Consider the following 19186-nt stretch of genomic DNA (forward strand, 5'->3'; position numbering starts at 1 on the left):
AGCTCCTGCTCCAAAGTAGAAATTGTGCGATCTGTGCTAGGATCAGCTGCCGCTTGCTCGCCATCAACTTATCCCATTATGGGAATGCTTTTTTTGGAAGAAAAAAGGGGAATTTCCAGTTTTGCTTTTTTATAGGAACCGCCTGCTGTAGTCTCCGGGTTGGAGGCCTGGACTCTGTGAGATTCTCGAGCACAACTTACTCTGCTCCAAAAGAATAAGGAGTAATCGGGGCCATAGCTCAACTGGTAGAGCACCTCAATGGCATTGAGGAGGTTTGGGGTTCGAGACCCCATGGCTCCACGCAGCCTAAGGAAGACCCGTGGGATTTAGATTGATGCCAAAAGAAGGGAGGATGGCATCAGGAGATTTTCATACTAAAAAAGTCTTGAAAAACCTGCGTGTATACCTCCCATTTCATTGGATGCAGCCACTTTAGTTGAAATTCATCTGGACTAATCCAACGTAAAGAACGGAATTCATCTGAAGTATCTCTCATTTTCAAAGGAACCCTCCCAGAGAGAAGCAGGGCGCGAAAGTAGTGCTGTCGCTGGCCAATGACCTCACCCTTCCTCCGTACTTTGGGAAAGTGGTACTGATAAGGACCGTTTGACTGATAGATTCGATAATGATGCGGGAGGAGGAAAATTTCCTCTTTGACCTCGCGGTAGAGCGCCTCTTCCAAACTTTCCCCACGACGAACCCCACCCTGGGGAAACTGCCAGCTCTCAGCTATATCACCTCGCTCGCCAATGAGGACTTGGCCATCAGCATTTTCTAAAATGAGGGCCACGTTAGCTCGATAAAGGTATTGCATTAGCACAAGGCCATAATCTTATTCCCTTCATGCTGCACGGATGTAATTATTTCTCAATTCTTTTTGTAAGATGCCACGTAATTTTGACTTGACTGGGATAAATAGATGGGAGTCCCAGCAATAATCTGCTACCATACATGCCTGTATACTTCTTCCCTTATTACGCTTTTTTCTTGTTTGGTTCTCTGATACCGTGAAGTTCCTTGTTCTTTCCGCTAGCCATGGAGAGGGTCATAACACTGCTGCTAGGAATGTTTGTGACGCCATTCTGAGTGAGTCCCCGTGTGCTGAGGTCTTTGTGATGGACCTTTTTGGAATCGCCCTTCCTCGTCTTAATCACTGGATACAACGCTGCTATTCTCTAGCTATCAATCAATTCACTTTCTTGTGGAAAGTAGCATTTCTCGCCTTTGATCGGGAAGGAACTGTGGAGGCTGTACTTCCCCTCTTTAGGCTCGTTAAACATGAACTCAGTAGGCAGATAGAGGCGCTCAGCCCAAACATTATTGTCTCTACATATCCTCTTTATAGCTTTCTTATCAGAAGAGTGCGTAAGCACTCCGAGGCCGCCCGGGTACCGTTTGTCACAATCGTAACGGATTCAACAATCGTTAATTCAGTATGGTACCGTTACCAGTCAGATGCTTTCGTAGTCGCTGACGGGCCCACAGCTAGAGCGCTTTTGTCGCGCGGCGTGGCACTTGAGAAGATACATGTGCTTGGATTTCCCGTTAGCTTGGATTTTGAAAACATTGTGCCTTTACCACAGTCAGCACCTCCTCCGTGGAAGATTCTCTTTTTACCATCAACTCGAGTGGCACATTCCCTTCGCGTTGCAAGGCTACTCCTGGCGTTGCCAGATGTTTACCTAACAATTCTTTCGGGTAAACATCCTCACGTGGCAGAAACTGTCCGAGATAGACTTAATTCAGAGAGACTGAAAATTTTCGGCTGGACAAAGCAAGTGCCACAGTTACTTGCCTCTCACCATCTTTTCATTGGTAAGGCAGGAGGTGCGATAACTCAGGAGGCCATAGCTGCTCAATGTCCGGTGGTCGTCAGTCATTTTGTTCCAGGACAGGAAGAGGGCAACATTCGATTGATTGAAGGAGCTAAAATTGGAACCCTCGCCACAGGATCAGTTGCCAACGTAGGTAATGCGGTAGTCAGAGCGTTTTCTGAAGACGCAGTCCTGTGGAAGTTTTGGAAAAAAAACATAGTTAAAGTGGGCTATCCCTCAGCTTCTCGCAGAATTGCCAAGCTATTACTCAAGATGGCGGTATTCTACCCTCATCCCTCTGACCTTCACTTCCATTATGCCCCTCCTTCGTGCCCCCAAGGGCTGCAGTCTTCTTGTTGTGCACTCGTAGCTCAAACTGGATAGAGCATCGGCCTCCGGAGCCGAAGGCTTCGGGTTCGAATCCCGACGAGTGTAGTTTTTTTCAAGTTGCTACTGATCTCACGCTCCCCCTGGGCTGGCTAACTAGGATAGGAAAGTTCCTGGGACAAGCGATGGGGGGGAACATTCTCCAAGTTCCTTGAATTTCCTCTTAATTTCTTCTTACTTACCGTCTGTCCGAGCAATCTTTGACTAGAAAGACACAAAACCAAAAAACTAGATTGAATAACACGGGACCAACTAAGGAGTGCCTTGTCCGCTATCCTGTTTATTTGGAAAACATAAGACCCATGGAAGGCTACCCTACCGTTAGGAGGTGTTTATAGGTAGGATCTAGCGTTTGCCACCGATCGATAGAGGAACTCGCTTGCTGACGCGAAAGCTGAGCACCGGTCATAGAGAGCAGCAAAGCACTTCCATACTCCGCCCGCATGAGCAAGCACATGGAACACAGCGTCCGCCCCATGGCGGCATCTTCCACTACTCTCCAGAAACTGAACTGAGTTCTCAAATCCCAGCTCAGAAATTCCCAGATACTTCTGGTCTGCGATGATGGTCTGACGAGATATATAAAAAACTCTGTCTCCCGTAACTCTACGCCAACGTAACACCTGACGTCGGCAGAAGTGACACTCGCCGTCAAAAATTAAAATAGGATATGGAGCAGTTATCAAAGGATTAGAAGATTATAAATATAAAGAGAAGGTACTCAAATTGCTCAGCTGGAATAAAAAAGGCACAACACGCCCAAATACGGCCACCTCTCCAGGGAAAATCTATATGCATATGAATTGGAAAGAAAAAATTGAGGACAAAGTGAGTTGGATTGCTATCCCGAGATTACTGCGGTGTATATCAGTGGCTCAACTTCTAGTGTTTATCCTGGATAAGCTAGTACCAGGATATTTGGAATATCTGGCTCTGGATCCTTCTGCTATTCTGCGCGGCCAGGTATGGCGGATTGTCTCTTGGACATTCATCCCACAAACCATGAGCTATCTCTGGATTCTGTTTTCCGTCTTATGGCTCTGGTTTCTTGGAGACTTTCTGGAAAGCAGTTGGGGCACGTTACGTACAAACGCATTCTTCTGGCTAGGTGTAGTAGGGGGTGTATCTGCCGCGTTTGTAACCCAGAACAGCGGAAGTATGTTCAATTGGTACCTTAATCTTTCGATCTTGTTTGCATTTGCTACTCTGAGGCCAGAATACCCAGTCTATTTCCTCTTTCTACCTTGCAGAGTCAAGTGGCTGGCATGGGTTGGCTTTTCCCTCCTCACCTACTCTTTCTACCTTTCTCCCATCTTGGGTAAAGTAGCTATGATCCTATCCTTTGGAAACTACCTCGTTTTCTTTGCCCCGGCTATCCTGCGGGAGGCTCTCCAGGGGGGAGGACTTTACAGGCGCCGAGCACAATTTTTTCCGAACCTAGAAGAAACTCTGCACTACTGCCGCACTTGTGGCGCAACAGAAATTTCTGCTCCAGACATAGACTTCCGAGTTTCTTCCAACGGCCAAGAATACTGCTCAAGACACTTGCCATCTACTCCCACTATTAAACGCTGAAATACTAGAAAGGACTCCCTATTGTATGGGGAATGATTCGTCTCGATTTCCGGGTGAGTTTACAGAGAGGCATCTCGTGCAGACCTTAAATACCGCGTAGCCCGACTAGTAATAACTCGGCATTTGTACGTGTAGTCTCAAGATTGGCAGCGAAAATTTGCATGGCTTCTGCTGCAGGTAGGCCGGAGAGTTGCCTTCTAAGAAGAAGCACACGCTGATACTCATCTGGATGATAGAGCAACTCCTCCCTACGGGTACTCGATTTAACAATATGGAGAGCGGGAAAGATGCGCTGTTCAGCAATGGTACGATCCAAGTGCACTTCCATATTTCCAGTGCCCTTAAATTCCTCGAAGATAAGGTCATCCATGCGGCTTTGGGTATCGATGAGAGCCGTGGCAAGAATAGTTAAGCTTCCCCCTTCTTCAATATTTCTTGCAGCACTAAAAAACTTTCTGGGTCGGGTGAGAGCTTTAGAAGCAACGCCGCCACTCATCGTCCGATCTTTCTTTGGTCTTAGATTGTTATAGCCGCGAGCCATCCGCGTAATACTGTCCAGGAGGATCACAACATCCTTTCCTAGTTCTACAAGGCGCTTAGCCCTTTCAGCAACTAGTTCGCAAACCTGAACATGGCGAGTAATCGGTTCATCAAAAGTGGAACTGATAACTTCAGCTCGCACATCTCTTCTTAGATCAGTGACTTCCTCTGGTCGCTCATCAACGAGGAGGAGAATGAGGTGCACATCACAGTGGTTGGCAATAATTGCTCGTGCAATGTCTCGCATGAGCATGGTTTTCCCTGCCCTTGGCGGGGAAACAATTAGTCCGCGCTGCCCCCTCCCAAGCGGGGCAATAATGTCCACAGCTCGGACAGCAATGGAGGGATATGCTCTGTTCTCCAGAACAAGGCGCCGTTGTGGGAAAATAGGGGTCAACTGCTCGAAGTCCTTCGCAGCCGTCCAATTGGTAGCCTCAACCCCTTCGATGGTATGCACGGACTTAAGGACTAAGCCACCCCCTCTATCCATTGCCGTACAAATACTACCATGAATTTCTAGGCCAGGCTTGAGCGAAAATTGCCGGATAATTGTAGCGGGAATTTGGACATCCTCCACATTCGGCTTAAAGTTGAAAAGTGATGACCGCAAAACACCGTGGGTTCCACTTATTTCCAACATCCCTCCCCCTGCCACTATCTCTTGGACAGCGAGAGCCGAACGGACAAGATCTAAGACCAGGTAATGCCTGGACACCTCTGGCCGCATGCGGATATTTCTCCTTCTCGCTAAGTCTATTAGCTCCTGTAGAGACTTCTTCTGCAGGAAATCTAGCGAAAGGACTCCTTCTCGTTTTTGGCAGGGTGCGTACAGTGGCGATTCGCGTCCTGGAGGGAGTTTCGCTTTAACCATAGCGTTTAGTTAGATAGCCAGCTGTCACACGGGCTTGTTCGGTAAGTAATCTGGGTGGCCCATCATTCCATACTACCTCATGTGCACGGCGCACCTTTTCTTCTGCTGGAAGCTGCACGGCAATCATCTTGCGGGCAAGCGAATCGCAGATACCTCGCGAGGCTAGGCGCCGCAGTTGTGTAGCAAAAGAGCAGGCTATCACCATGATAAAGTCGCAAGATGTCTCCCAACCTGTCTCGTAGAGCAGAGGAAGCTCTGCTAAAAGTTTGCGGCCCAGTACTTTAGAACGGACCACCTGCGCCATCCATATCCCCCTTACGCGGGGATGAAGAACACGTTCTAACTGCGCTCGACAACAAGGATCAAAAAAAATTCGAAGGCGCGCCTGTGCACGGTCTAATTTTCCTCCTACATATATCTCTCTTCCAAGTACCTTTTCAACTTCCGCCCGCACTTCCCTTGATCCATTCAACAACCTCGAGGCACAAGCGTCTGCATCAAACCATTCGGTATCTTCCAAAAAAATAGAGAGATGTCGACGGAAAGAGGTTTTTCCTGAAGCAATACCTCCAGTAATAGCAACAATAGGTGCAGTGCACATTGCGTGTGAAGGGATTGTATTGCGTGGCAAATGACAGCCGAAAGGCTCTAGGCTCTCTATGAGCTTTCTCTGGAGCAGACCCGTGAGGCAAAGAGAAGTTAGGTTGAATGCGTCACAATCATTGGGGACAGAAAGCAAGCACGCGGTACCATCGACACCTAAGTACTGCATGCGCCGGAACCTCTCGCTCTGGTCCTACCAAAGTGGAGAGGTGGAGTTGATGGCGGGACAGATGTCATCCAAAAATCCTCAAGACGCACGGTGGAGATAAGCATTTACAAGATTCCACACACATGCCGCCTGAAGCTCGGTGTTGCTTTCCTTACTTCCTTCCCCTCCCTCAGTTACAGGAACAAGATTCACGCACCACTTTCGTAAATCCACACGCATATTACCGCCGCATATTGCGGATGTCTCATCGCGCTCAAAAGTAGTTTTCGCACAAAATTATACTTAGCAATTGTGGGGGAAGCGGGTAGAGGGAATCGAACCCTCCTAACCAGCTTGGAAGGCTGGAACTTTGCCACTAAGCTATACCCGCGTATACCCGCGTATGACCCGCGTAAGAAGCCTTCAATTGGATGGCCCAATAGACCAGAATAGTCAACCCTTTTGAAAAAAGTTTACCTTAAGTTTACCTTATGGGGGACAATGTAAGGGAATGTAGCCAGTCGCTAGCCGTCTTGCACGCCTGTGCCCCGCCTCAGTGCCCACCGGAAATAACTCTCTTCCAGACTCAGAGATTACCGCCAGCAGCTTTTTTCCCCTGCAGAAGGCTTTCTTCTCCAAAGCCTTCTGCTGCCCGCATCCCAAAGATCATTAGGGATGGATAGGAGATCCTTCTGAAAGGCCGCTTTTCCGACGCCCAACCTTGTTTACCGTCACCGCGTGAAAGACATTAATTAATTATCATAGAAACTCCGAGTTCAAATCACTTTGCATCGACGCTTAAGGAAGCTATACGATGCCATCGTGGCTCATTTATTGGGACAGCGGATACTCCCTTTTCCCTCTTCTTATTATTGTGTCCTAGGACCTTAGTTGGCAAGAGGAGATATCTGCTCACCGTGGTGAATCCTGTGAAGTGCTAAAGTGTTTGTGAGTCCACGCTCATCCATCTGGTGGAGAATGCCTCGGCTTTGTGGTTCGTAGCTAGGCCAAGTTAGCCCCGTAAACCTTTAGCTCTTGCCCTTACTGCTGTTTACACACTATGCTATTGTCCAGCGCCGTGGACAGTTTTTGTTCTAAGTTACGGTGAGTAACCTTTTTAATAAAGACCGTGTAAAAAGACCGTTATGGATTCCCCTACCCCTCATCCCCATGTTTCCGGCATACCTGTATGCGAGCGTTCGATTTCTAGCGGGGAGGCAAATGGGGCTGAAATACTTGTTAGCTGCTTGGAAAGAGAGGGGGTGGAAGTTATTTTCGCCTATCCGGGCGGCGCTTCCATGGTCATTCACCAGGCGCTGACGCAGTCTCGAAAAATTCGAGTGGTTCTCCCACGTCATGAACAGGGAGGTATATTTGCAGCGGAGGGATACGCTAGGGCAAGTGGACGAGTTGGAGTTTGTATGGCTACCTCTGGCCCAGGGGCTACAAATCTAGTTACTGGCATTGCCGACGCGTTCATGGATTCAATTCCACTAGTGGCCATTACAGGTCAAGTCCCTCAGTCGATGATTGGACGCGGCGCTTTTCAGGAAACGGACATCGTCGGAATGACACTGCCAGTAGTGAAGCATAGCTACCTGCTCTGCAATATCCAGGACATTCCTGGAACGGTGCAAGAGGCTTTCTATATCGCCCAGTCTGGACGTCCCGGGCCAGTACTAATCGATATCCCAAAAAATATTCAGACTCAAAGGGCCTCTCCAAAGTATCCGTATCCGAGAGAGATCCACCTGCGCGGGTATAATCCGGTTGTGCAAATTGAGGACCAGGTTCTCTATGAGGTAATCCAACTAATTGAGCGGGCTAAATGCCCAATGATCTACTGTGGGGGTGGGGTAGTTTCTGGTAATGCCAGTCAGGAACTGTTTGAATTCGTCGAGCGTACGCAGATCCCAGTTGCAACTACCCTTATGGGTATCGGCTGCTTCCCAGAAACTCATCCTCTTTCCCTCAAGTGGCTTGGCATGCATGGTACAGTTTATGCTAACAACGCGGTAAACGAAGCTGACCTTCTTCTGGCAATCGGAGTTCGATTCGACGACCGCGTTACGGGCAAGTTTGAGGAGTTTTGTAAGCATGGCACGATCGTCCACATTGACATTGACCGCTCCGAAATTAACAAAAATCGGACGGTACAAGTTGCTATCCTCAGCGATTTAAAGTACGCCCTATCCAGGGCAAACTACCTCTTGTCCCAGATGGGAAGCAGTCGAATTACCGCGGGTTTCGACCGTTTCGCGCAATGGTATGAACGGATTGGAACATGGAAGAAGCAGTTTCCACTTACATTCAAGGATACTGATGATCTGATTCAGCCTCAGTACGTCATCCGTTTGCTCGATGAGTTAACTCATGGCGAGGCTATTCTTACCACAGGGGTAGGGCAACATCAGATGTGGGCCGCCCAGCACTACCAGTTCACTTGTCCACGTACCTTTCTAACCTCAGCTGGTCTCGGCGCCATGGGGTTTGGCTATCCAGCTGCTATGGGTGCCAAAATTGCCCGCCCAGGCAAACAGGTAATTGACATCGATGGTGATGGATCACTCCTAATGAACATCCAGGAATTAGCCACTGCCCACATCGAAGGAATTGCTGCTAAAATTGTCATCCTTAATAACCAGCATTTAGGCATGGTAGTCCAGTGGGAGGATCGTTTTCACAGCAGCAACCGCGCTCATACCTTCCTTGGTGATCCTAAAGACCTTAAACGCATCTATCCTGACTATGTGACAATTTGTAAAGGATTTGGGGTGCAGGCGGAGCGTGTTTGTCACAAATGCGATCTTCGTGCTGCCATTCAACGCTTACTGGACAGTAAAGAGGCTTACGTGTTGGATGTCATGGTACCGTATACAGAACATGTGCTCCCAATGATTCCTGCGGGTATGACTTATAGGGACGTCTTAACTGAATAGGGAATTAGCTTCTGGGAAGGTCTGAAGTCACTTCCCATGAAGGGACTTCAGGTGCTGTTTCTTTCCCGTGCGTGACTGAAAATAGGGGTTGGACAGCTTAGGATGCCCGTGGTTGCCAAAGTTGTGGTAGGTCGGTCCACAGGAAGGGCGCTAGACTACCTCGTCCCAAGACTGCTACAAATTCAGGTGAGGGCGGGAACACGCGTCCTTGTCCCCCTTCGTACGCGTGTCGTTCAAGGGATCGTTATTGATATTTCTAGCTCCCCTGGAAACGAGTCGGAGAAGGGGTTGCGTGCTATCTGTGAAGTAAGCGACGCCCCCTCAATTCAACCCGTTCTAATCAGTCTGGCGCATTGGATGGCCAAGTACTACTGTTGCTCCTTGGGAGCAGCACTACGATGTGTGTTGCCATCTGTCTTGCGTAAGGCGCAGGTGCGGACGCTACCCAGAAGGGGATGCTATATTTTCAGGTCGGCGCGCGAGATAGATGCTAATGAACGCTCTCTCCTAGAGGAGAAAGCCCCTTGCCAGGCACGGTTGCTACTCAGTCTACAGCATCCAGAGAGAAAACTGACACTTGCCGATGCGGAAAAAAGGGTGAAACGAACCAGTACGTTGGCTCATGGCACCAGTACGTTGGCTCATGGCTTAGAGCGGCGCGGACTAGTCTGCATTGAGAAGGAACAGGTGTACCGACATTCCCACGGTAAAGAGCTTTGCTCACAAAACAGGGCATCCGAGTTAAGTGCAGAACAAAAGACAGCTTTACGGGAAGTGGCTGCATGCATCCGAGACCCCGAACATTCCAGGCCGATACTTTTATACGGAGCAACCGGAGCCAGCAAAACTGAGGTTTACCTGGGTGCAATTGAGGAAACCCTACGCCTTGGTCGTACCGCGATGGTGCTTGTGCCGGAAATTTCATTAACCCCTCAAATATCGGAGCAGCTTAGATCCCATTTTCCCTCTATTCAAGATCAGGTAATAGTCTTGCACAGTCACCTCTCCAGAGGTATCCGCGTCGATGCGTGGCAGAAAATCCATTCTAAACAGGTCCGAGTTGTGATTGGGGCACGCAGTGCCGTTTTTTCCCCGATAAATGACCTTGGTCTAATCATTGTAGATGATGAACATGAAGCTGCTTACAAGCAGGAGGAATCTCCTAAATATCACGCAAGAGATATAGCTGTTTTGAGAGCCAGCCAGGAGAAATGTGCCATTCTGTTGGGCAGTGCTACCCCTTCACTAGAAAGCTTCCTCAACACACGTAACGGCAAGTACCATCTCCTTCGATTAGGGAGTCATATAGACAGCTGTTCTTTGCCTGTTATGCGCATTCTAGATCTCCGACAACTAAGACGCTTAGGGGGGCGGCGGCAGCCTATTCTCAGCGAACCACTATGCTCAGCTATTCAAGAGCGTTTAAATCGCCGTGAGCAGACCATTCTATTCCTTAATCGTCGTGGATTTTCCACTGCAATGATTTGCACTATCTGCGGCCATGTTTGCCAGTGCCCTAATTGTAGTCTCTCCATGACCTATCATCACACGGGGAGACTAATTTGCCACCTTTGCAGCCACACAGTTCCATCTCCCTCAAAGTGCCCGTCTTGTAGAGATTCTTCCATTCGTCATACGGGAATAGGCACACAAAAAATCGAGGAAATTTCCAGACAGCTCTTTCCTACCGCTCGTATTGTGAGGGTAGATGCCGACTCTATGACGCGGAAGAATGCTTATGAAGAAGTGTTAGAGCTCTTCAAACTCGGCCAGATTGACCTATTGATTGGTACACAGATAATCGCTAAAGGCCTTCATTTTCCCAACGTAACTCTTGTTGGCGTTGTAAACGCTGACTTCAGTCTTCATATAACGGACTTTCGCGCAGGAGAACGAACTTTCCAGCTCCTTACCCGGATAGCCAGCAGTATTAGAAGAGGAGCGATACGGGGAGAGGTTCTCATACAAACATTCACCCCATTTAGCCCTTATATCAAATTTGCCTGTCAACGAAATTATGAGGGCTTTTTCGAGCAAGAGATACGATTTAGACGGTACTGTGGACATCCCCCATTTTCCCATCTCATTCTCCTCACATTACGTTCCAGCTCGCGAGAGCATGCCGATTCTCTTGCCAAGAAAGTGGCTCATGAATTAGCTGCGACGCTACCGCCCACAGTTAGAATAGGTGAAGCTGTACCGGCTCCCCTGCAAAGAGTGAAAGGAAAATTCCGATTCCACCTTGCAATTCGCGCCAAAGGGATTTCCGTAGTTGCACGAGCCTTAAGGATGACTTTGGATAAGTTATCCATCCCATCGGATGTGGCTCTTTCTGTAGATGTAGATCCCCACCAACTCCTTTAAGGCTTTAAGGCTCGGAAGAAAAGGTCTTTTCTAATCTATGTCTTGTATCCTTTCCTCAGCTTGACTCCTTTCTTGCATCTATCCTTCCCATGGTCAGGCTAACGCTTGCTCTTTTACTGATCCTGCTTATTAGCTTACCGCTGGGGCTGACTTTCCTCTGGGGCGCTGGGTTTGGAGAGATGGTGAAACGCCGTGTCGGGCTTGCCTTGGAAAGAGACGGTTTTCAAGTTCAGATTGAACGCCTTTCCTTTAGCCCATTTCGGGGCCTCATTGCAAAGAATGCCGTCCTAAAATCCACCAAGGGAAATAGGTTATGCTTATGCGCTCGCGTTAGACACCTTACTTGCTCACTGAGTATCAGCCGATTTCTTTTGGGAAAGTCTCTTGTCAAGGAAGTACAGCTAGACGGCGCTTCGTTGGATATTCCTCTACCGGAGGAGGCAGAGAGGCATTTGTCTATTCAAGACCTGAGCGCTAAAATACTTCTGCAATCCGGCTGTCTGAGGCTTTCTACTGCAGAATTTACTTTTAGAAACATCCACTTTGTGGTCAGTGGTTCCATTCGTAACCCATTTTTATTCCAATTTCTAGCGAGTGCTTTGTCACAGCAGCCCAACGGGACTAACTGGAAAATGATAGAGTGCGCGGCTAGAGCGTTGGGAAAAATCCGATATCTAGATAAACCAGTCCAAGTAGATGTGGTAGTGGAAGGCGACCCCACTGCTCCACAGATGTTCCAGGTACACAAGATAATCCTTCATGGAAAGAATATTCGATACCGCGGTATTTTTCTTCGGGAACTGGAATTGAGAGCCCGTTGCACTAACGGAGTTTTGGAAATGCATAAACTGTACATAAGAGATACGGAAGGTACCCTCGAGGGGTCTGGGATAGTAGATTCTCTTACCTCAAAGGGGAAGTTTACAATAAGTAGCTCTCTCAATCTGCGGCCGCTCCTTACGGAATTCTTTCCGCGTAATAGGCTTCAGAAGTTCGTCGTGCCAAAACTGCAAACAGGAGCTTCTTCTCAAATTGACTTTACAACGCACCTCTCCTGGGGTAGAGACCATCCGCGATACACGGTCTTCGGATCTGTGGTCATGTGCAAGTTCTTTTATGGTAAGTCTTTCTTGCACCGCCTAGAGCTAGGCTTTCTGTTCGAAAATGGGCAATGGTTTATACGGGATTTACTCGTTCAGGGTCGCTCTGGCATGCTCCGTGCGGACGCTCAGAAGACCAAAAAGCTTCTTCGAATTCAGCTTGGTAGCACCCTAAATCCAAAGGAGTTCTCCGACTTCTTCGGTCTAAAGATTCGCAAGCTTCTGGAACAGACGCAATTTCTAGATGCGCCCAGGCTTACTCTCCGGCTCAGTGGCCGCACACTAGACCTTCTTTCTGGTCGGGGAGAATTGAGCATTGGTCGTACTTCTGTGCGCGGCGCGTGGGCAGATTATGGTTTTTCCAAGATTGAAATCATTCCTCAGTCTATTACCTGTCGTGACTTTGAGGTGCAATGCAAGAAGAGCAGAGGGTCTGGAACCCTTTCCTATAACTTTAGAAATGGGCAATTGTGCCTACATAACATTGTTTCCACGTTGATGCCAGAAGATGTCATGCTTTGGCTTAGCCCACAACTAGCGCAGGCAGTCTCTCCTTACAGATTTCACTCACCTCCCATTATCTTAGCGGACGGATACCTACACCCCTCCAGTCCTCACCTTAACGCCCTTTCAGTGCGAATCCGTTCCCAGGCTGGACTAGACTATGATCTGTTTGAGCGGACACTGTGCTTTGGAGCCACTCGAGCCATAGTACATGTCGAAGGTAGCCAGGTAAAAGTACGGATCCCCTCCGCGGCGCTTTTTCAGGGCTCGGTGGCCCTGCAAGCCAATGTTCACTTTAACATCTCTCCCCAACCAACTTGCGAACTAGATGTTCGTCTTTCTCACGTCGAGTGTTCACGTCTTACAGAGCTCTTTTTCGGCTACGCTAAGTCCAATGGGTTTTTAAGCGGAAACTACCGCTTTCGAGTCAGTGCGGATGGGAAAGCAGGCATGCTGGGTAGCGGTTATATCCGTATTGAAGAAGGTAGTGTCCTCTCGGTTCCATTTCTTAGACCTCTTTCTCCCATCTTAAATCAGATTATTCCTGGTATTGGGTATGAACCTGCGAGAAGGGCCTACGTAGCCTTTCAAGTTGAGAATCGGAAAGTGACTACTAAGAACCTGCAGCTAACTGGACCAGGATTTAATCTACTAGGACGTGGAGATTTTGACTTTTTTACTGGAAAGATAAACATGACCGTCCGGGTTAATGCACAGGGAGTCCCTGGAATGGTACTCCTTCCAGTCAGTAAGCTGCTAGAATTCGAATCAAGGGGTACACTCTTGCAACCAGAATGGCAACTTAAACGACTTAAACCAATGATCCGGTTCTAAATAAAAGGGAACTGTCAGAATAGTATCAGAGTGTTAATACCTCTCTATAGAGGGCACTTCGCGATAGCAACCCAAATTTCCCGTCTAAAAACAGAAGGCGGCCTTTTTATCTTTCTTCCTTACCTGAAGCCTTGAGGAGTAGTACTGGAACCCCTACCCGGTGACGAACACGGTCGACAGTATTTCCGTAAATCAAATCTCCCAAAAAGCGGTGTCCGTGGGTAGACATGGCTATTAGGTCTACTTCACGCTCCCTGGCAACCCGGACGATCTCATTTGAGGGCTCACCCATAGCAAGTTCATAATTGCAATTAAGGCCTCCATTTTGAAGGGCCTGTGCCACAGACTGAAGGTATCTCAGATCGTTTTTCATCTCTTCGCTCTCAGTGAGATTTAGCTGATCGTAATTTCTAGCTACCCATCCGCTTGCTACATGGAGGAGATGTAAGTGTCCACCAGTTGAGTGAGCCAACCGGCAGACGTGCCCCAAAATTGTAGAGTCTGCCACACTATTTTCCAAGGGGATCAATATGTTATGGTACATGGGTAGTCGGTGCCGGTAGCACCAGAGGAGGGAGGCAACAGTATAGCCCCTCTCTCACAAGGAAAACAAAAGTTTTGCATGGATCATTGTCCTCACCCTACCTTCCTAATGTAGGAGCAGTTGTTTCGTGTCTACAAATGTTTCGAGATAGGACTGTCGGAAGCATTGCCGCTATTATCTAATAAAGCCTTGTTGCTTTCTGGATTTGATCTCTCTTCTAAAAAAAGAGACGACTAATGGCATTAATAGGTATCGAGAAATACTCAGAAATTCCTGTGGAAAGTGAGATGACAATACTTGCCTGGACAAAATAAGCTAAGGCTTTAGTAAAAGTCTAAAGTCAGCGTGGCAGGATGGATGCAATTGGAGGGCAGCTTAGACAAGCTTAGGTTGCGCGGTAGCACGTGCTTGTTGCGTTATCATAGATAGATCGCTTAATAATCCGCGACTCTGTTTTTGTTAGCATCCCAGACAGGAGTCCTCCAGCATTCCACGGTAATAGTATACACTAACCTCAACGGCATAACAGCGTATGAGGGCTTTCCCCATAAGGGTGGAAAACATCCGGGCATTTCTTTGCCAAGTTGATGGAATACTTCTACAGCCATTAGACTAGGGGGCGCCTGAGCTTTCTCTTTTAGTATGGCTTTGGGAAAGCGGGGGAGAGTAGACAAAGCCACCAAACCTCAGGAAAGAACTTTCCTATGGAGCGCAACCGACTCTGACCGACTCTGCAGGTATCACATGGAAATAGTAGAAGCTACCAAAGAACAGCAAAGGGGAGCACGCTTCTGCCTTACATGATCTGTACTTGGTTACAGAACCTGGTCCATGAGTTCTGGTGATATAAGTGATATACAAGTCTGCCTGAAAATAGATGCATTTACTATGCATTAAACTACATAAACTACATATTAATAACTACCAAGACCGAGAAGACTAGTCGCCTCTTTCTTATTCATCGATTCACTGGGAATGCTTTTTTAGTTCCTCAGTCCGTAGTATTACACGGCGCTGCATAACTCTACCCGGCCTAAATTTTACCGCCGCGCGGGCCGGAATAACCACATCTGTTTCCGGCTTATTAGGGTTGCGCCCGATCCTCGCTTTTGTCAGCCTGACCTCAAATACGCCGAAGTTGCGTAATTCTACGTCTTGCCCCTTGGCAAGGGATGCAATGATGTGGTCCAGGGTCTTTTGTATCACTCGGGAAACATCCTGTTGTACCAGATTAAGTTCTTCACTGATGCTTAGTACCAGATTGCGCTTAGTAAGGTTGCCTAGTTTCATTACTTCAAATTACTAATTTAGTAGTTACTTCGTTGTCTCCTACGAGCGGTGAGTATAAGTCACGTGATATGCTGTTGCAATACTGAGGCTATATCCTATCCAGAATGGATTATGGTTGATGTAGAACTTGTTTTCAAGTAGCACCACAGGTGCCATTTGCACACTGGCATAGGGAAAGAATAGGAGAACCAGGAGAACCGGAACGTTAGATTGCTCTGTCATTGCCAATGTGCTGTGTGACGGAATGGGAATTAAACTAAGGTGGATTAACCAAGTAGCCAAGTAGAGGGGTTGGTAAAAAAGGTCTTGTCTCCGGAATAGACGCATTGGCTTCCGTAATTTTCTTCCGGGTGGGTTCCACATGCTTATACTCAAATAAGGTCGGCACGCTGCGGAAGTTACAGCGAGACTATTCCGGTAGCAAATCGTAGGGGGTGATTATCCCCCAGCCCTCCGTATTGGATTATCCTCCGAGAAATATTCCGATACGTACGTTAGGTGAAGGGGCGGGGAGTGTAGATTGCCTGCCAGGGGCTACCCGAAGGGAATGGAAGGTAGAGCCGTCCCGTTTCAACGAAAATTAGCCCCATTTTATCCACTTGGCATTCCCCCCTACCAAGGCAGGTAGAATCCTTCCTCTTTTGGCTTCGCACCACTCTAAAGGATGAATTAATGCGAAAACTAGAGTAGCTGGCCAGTGGGGGAATATGCTGGTACCATGCTGTCACTCTCCTCCTGTAGAGATGTACCCATTCCCTTCTCCATTTAATGGGAAAAGTGTTGTCTTCTCCTTACGCTCCCGCGTAATGACTTGAAGATGGAGACTTTCTGGAGAAAGCGCGGTTGTACAGTGGTGCAGGCAGTGTTTTGCAAATGCCGCGTGGTGCTCGCTACGCTTCTGTTTATCGGGATGCTTTGGACTCCAAGACTAGCTGTCTCCGAGATCAATATGGTTCCTAACAGTTTTCATCCCTGCTCTGTTCCTGCACGCGCCATTTATGAGCTCTCTGTACTGGTACTGGCAATTTGCTCAGGGATTTTTGTGGTGGTCACAGCAGCACTTTTATTTGTGGTAGTACGTTATCGGAGACGTCCTACGGATGGTACGCAGGAACCTCCTCAAATCTACGGCAGTTCTCAAATTGAATTAGCTTGGACAGTAGTTCCCATTATAATTACGCTCGTGCTGATTCTAGTGACGGCCCGCACTATTGGAGAAATTCAGAACAGAAACCTTCCGGAAGATGCATTGATAGTGGAGGTAACAGGGCACCAGTGGTGGTGGGAAGTAGGCTATCCCCAGTATGAGGTGAAGACAGCAAATGAAATCCATGTGCCGGTCAGTTCTGCTGCTCATCCTGCGCCTACTCGAATCGTGTTGAAATCTGCAGATGTACTTCATAGCTTTTGGGTACCACAGCTTGCTGGGAAGATGCAATTGGTCCCTAACAGAACTAACATGACTTGGATCGAACCTCTGCGAACGGGAGTCTATTTGGGAAGTTGTGCCCAATACTGTGGAGCCCAGCACGCCTTTATGCTGCTGCGTGTGATAGTGCATACGCCAGAAGAGTTTCAATGTTGGATCGCTAGCCAAAAGGGGCTTTCTACTCGATCTAGGCCATTAGCTATAGCAGCCACTTCGCATGGAACCCCTAGCCGGGGCGGTATAGACCCGGCAGCTAGTGGAAAAAAAACGTTCTTTTCAACTGCCTGTATAAACTGCCATCGAATTAATGGGACCGCCGCGGAGGGTACTCTTGGACCGGATTTAACACATCTAATGAGTCGACATACCATTGGAGCAGGGGTAGCCGAAAATACGCATCAAAACCTTGTCGCCTGGATACGTGACCCACAGCTTCTAAAGCCAGGTTGCTTTATGCCAGACATGCACTTGACTCCATCCCAAATCCATGAAGTCGTGGCTTATTTAGAGACCTTGCGATAGGAAGAACAGTTGATGGAAAACAGATTGGGCGCCCAGACTGATGCTATCTCTACAAAGATGGGGATGGAAAAGCAGTTCCTTCCAGGTCTAGTCCAGGAACTTGTTTATACGGTTGATCATAAGAAGTTAGGAATGATGTATCTTGGATCTGGTCTAGTATTTTTTGTATTAGCGGGGATAATGGCGGCCGCTATTCGTGTCCAGTTAGCTGTTCCTAACAACCATTTTCTTAATCCAGGTACGTTTAATCGGTTTTTTACTATGCATGGCACCACTATGGTCTTTCTGGTCGGCATGCCACTGATACTGGGACTAGCGAATTATCTTGTTCCTATCATGATAGGAACAAGAGACATGGCTTTCCCGCGGTTAAATGCATTTGGTTTTTGGATATTTTTATTCAGTGGGTTTTTACTTTTCTTCAGCTACTTGGGTGGGTCTGGGGTTTACGGTACGGGGTCTGCCCCAGATGTTGGTTGGTTTGCCTATTCACCCCTAACAGCCAAGGCATTTTCTAGGGGGCATAGCACAGATTATTGGACTCTTTCCCTCCTGGCTGGCGGTATTGGGAGCGTGGCCACGGCCATTAATCTATTAGCCACCATTTTTTGCTTGCGCTGTAGGGGAATGACACTCAACCGAATGCCCCTTTTTGTGTGGCTTAATGCGGTTGTGGCGTTCCTCATCATTCTTGCGATGCCTCCGCTTTCTGCTTGCCAAATTATGCTATGTCTGGACCGCTACCTAGGGGCAAAGTTTTTCGACACTCAAGCGGGAGGCTCCGCCATTCTCTGGCAACACTTTTTCTGGATCTTTGGGCATCCAGAAGTCTATATCCTTATCCTACCTGCGTTTGCCATTGTCTCGGAGATCATCCCAGTGTTCTCGCGTAAGCCCATTTTTGGATATCCGGTTATGGTAATGGCGAGCGTGATGATCGCCTTCATCAGCCTTGGAGTTTGGGCGCATCACATGTTCACTGTGGGAATGAGCTCTATCAGCAACACCTTCTTTTCTGCCTCCACCTTTATCATAGCTGTCCCGACTGGAATTAAGATTTTCAATTGGATTGGCACAATGTATGGAGGCAAGCTCCGCATGGAGCTACCGTTACTGTTTTCTATCGCATTCCTGTTCCAGTTTCTAATTGCTGGCTTGACAGGAGTTATGCTCGCCACCACGCCCTTTGACTGGCAGCTCAATGATTCTTATTTTGTCATTGCCCACTTCCATTACGTTCTTGTCGGTGGACTACTTTTTTCCATCTTCGCAGCCTTTTACTACTGGTATCCGAAAATGATCGGCCGCATGTTGGATGGGACGATGGGGCGTTGGCATTTTTGGCTATTCCTCGTCGGATTCCACCTGACTTTCTTTCCCCAACACATCATGGGCATCCTGGGGATGCCCCGACGCATCTATAGCTACCCCGCAGACCGCGGATGGGAAGCTGGCAATCTTCTCTCCAGCGTGGGTGTCGTCTTTCAAGCTATGGGGATCCTAGTTTTTTTAACTAATCTGTTTTACTCCTATTATAGGGGGAAAAAGGCTGGAGATGACCCTTGGGATGCGTGGACATTAGAATGGGCGACTACCTCCCCACCTGCTGAGTATAATTTCGAAAAATTGCCGGAGGTTCGTAGTGCACGGCCACTGTGGGATTTGAAGCATCCAGATGAGCCGGATTGGAAGCATAACTGAAAAAAAGTATGGCTTACCTGT

At 48.0% G+C, this 19186-nt stretch carries 13 protein-coding genes and 3 tRNA genes; 9 read left to right on the forward strand and 7 right to left on the reverse strand.

The genetic code is table 11. From position 1 onward, the window contains the following. Window positions 1–227 precede the first annotated feature (227 nt). Window positions 228–300 (forward strand) — tRNA-Ala (locus JMM79_03090). A 58-nt stretch (window positions 301–358) separates the two neighbouring features. Here JMM79_03090 and JMM79_03095 read toward each other — a convergent pair. Continuing rightward, window positions 359–814, reverse strand: a complete 456-nt coding sequence (locus tag JMM79_03095) for an NUDIX domain-containing protein (protein ID QQY08215.1) — start codon at window positions 812–814, stop codon at window positions 359–361. Between the two features lie 193 nt (window positions 815–1007). Here JMM79_03095 and JMM79_03100 point away from each other — a divergent pair, with 193 nt between their 5' ends. Further along, on the forward strand, window positions 1008–2198 hold the full coding sequence (locus tag JMM79_03100) for a hypothetical protein (protein QQY08216.1): 1191 nt from the start codon (window positions 1008–1010) through the stop codon (window positions 2196–2198). After that, window positions 2175–2249: transfer RNA gene (locus JMM79_03105), tRNA-Arg, on the forward strand. The genes JMM79_03100 and JMM79_03105 overlap by 24 nt, the downstream gene beginning before the upstream one ends. A 284-nt stretch (window positions 2250–2533) precedes the next feature. On the opposite strand, the gene JMM79_03110 is transcribed toward JMM79_03105, so the two are convergent. Next, window positions 2534–2824: a hypothetical protein gene (locus JMM79_03110; GenBank protein ID QQY08217.1), complete on the reverse strand. Its 291-nt coding sequence runs from the start codon at window positions 2822–2824 to the stop codon at window positions 2534–2536. A 175-nt stretch (window positions 2825–2999) separates the two neighbouring features. On the opposite strand from JMM79_03110, the gene JMM79_03115 reads away from it, so the two are divergent. Then, window positions 3000–3776 (forward strand): hypothetical protein, encoded by a 777-nt coding sequence (locus JMM79_03115; protein ID QQY08218.1) that lies wholly within the window; start codon window positions 3000–3002, stop codon window positions 3774–3776. 85 nt (window positions 3777–3861) lie between these two features. Here JMM79_03115 and rho read toward each other — a convergent pair whose 3' ends face one another. The 3 genes from rho to JMM79_03130 all read right to left on the reverse strand — a co-directional run bounded on the left by rho (window position 3862) and on the right by JMM79_03130 (window position 6329). Further along, window positions 3862–5187 carry a transcription termination factor Rho gene (gene rho / locus JMM79_03120; protein QQY08219.1) on the reverse strand — a complete coding sequence of 442 codons (1326 nt, stop codon included), beginning with the start codon at window positions 5185–5187 and terminating at the stop codon, window positions 3862–3864. After that, window positions 5180–5959, reverse strand: a complete 780-nt coding sequence (gene coaE, locus JMM79_03125; protein QQY08220.1) for a dephospho-CoA kinase — start codon at window positions 5957–5959, stop codon at window positions 5180–5182. Before coaE ends, rho begins: the two co-directional genes overlap by 8 nt. A 299-nt stretch (window positions 5960–6258) precedes the next feature. Next, a tRNA-Gly gene (locus JMM79_03130) sits at window positions 6259–6329 on the reverse strand. A 754-nt stretch (window positions 6330–7083) separates the two neighbouring features. On the opposite strand from JMM79_03130, the gene ilvB reads away from it, so the two are divergent. The 3 genes from ilvB to JMM79_03145 all read left to right on the forward strand — a co-directional run bounded on the left by ilvB (window position 7084) and on the right by JMM79_03145 (window position 13679). Then, window positions 7084–8877 (forward strand): biosynthetic-type acetolactate synthase large subunit, encoded by a 1794-nt coding sequence (gene ilvB, locus JMM79_03135; GenBank protein QQY08221.1) that lies wholly within the window; start codon window positions 7084–7086, stop codon window positions 8875–8877. A gap of 102 nt (window positions 8878–8979) precedes the next feature. After that, complete coding sequence (gene priA, locus JMM79_03140; protein QQY08222.1) at window positions 8980–11241, forward strand: primosomal protein N'; 2262 nt, start codon at window positions 8980–8982, stop codon at window positions 11239–11241. Window positions 11242–11330: 89 nt separating this feature from the next. Next, window positions 11331–13679 (forward strand): hypothetical protein, encoded by a 2349-nt coding sequence (locus tag JMM79_03145; protein QQY08223.1) that lies wholly within the window; start codon window positions 11331–11333, stop codon window positions 13677–13679. 106 nt (window positions 13680–13785) lie between these two features. Here JMM79_03145 and JMM79_03150 read toward each other — a convergent pair whose 3' ends face one another. Both JMM79_03150 and JMM79_03155 read right to left on the reverse strand, forming a co-directional pair. Beyond that, on the reverse strand, window positions 13786–14187 hold the full coding sequence (locus JMM79_03150; GenBank protein ID QQY08224.1) for a universal stress protein: 402 nt from the start codon (window positions 14185–14187) through the stop codon (window positions 13786–13788). Between the two features lie 1002 nt (window positions 14188–15189). Continuing rightward, on the reverse strand, window positions 15190–15513 hold the full coding sequence (locus tag JMM79_03155) for an integration host factor subunit beta (GenBank protein ID QQY08225.1): 324 nt from the start codon (window positions 15511–15513) through the stop codon (window positions 15190–15192). Between the two features lie 910 nt (window positions 15514–16423). Between JMM79_03155 and coxB the strand changes: the two genes are divergently transcribed. Beyond that, complete coding sequence (coxB, locus tag JMM79_03160) at window positions 16424–17464, forward strand: cytochrome c oxidase subunit II (GenBank protein ID QQY08768.1); 1041 nt, start codon at window positions 16424–16426, stop codon at window positions 17462–17464. A 57-nt stretch (window positions 17465–17521) separates the two neighbouring features. After that, window positions 17522–19165, forward strand: coding sequence for a cytochrome c oxidase subunit I (ctaD, locus tag JMM79_03165; protein ID QQY08769.1), 1644 nt, complete (start codon window positions 17522–17524; stop codon window positions 19163–19165). Window positions 19166–19186 lie beyond the last annotated feature (21 nt).

The sequence above is a fragment of the Candidatus Xiphinematobacter sp. genome, assembly GCA_016766635.1.
GTDB lineage: Bacteria > Verrucomicrobiota > Verrucomicrobiia > Chthoniobacterales > Xiphinematobacteraceae > Xiphinematobacter.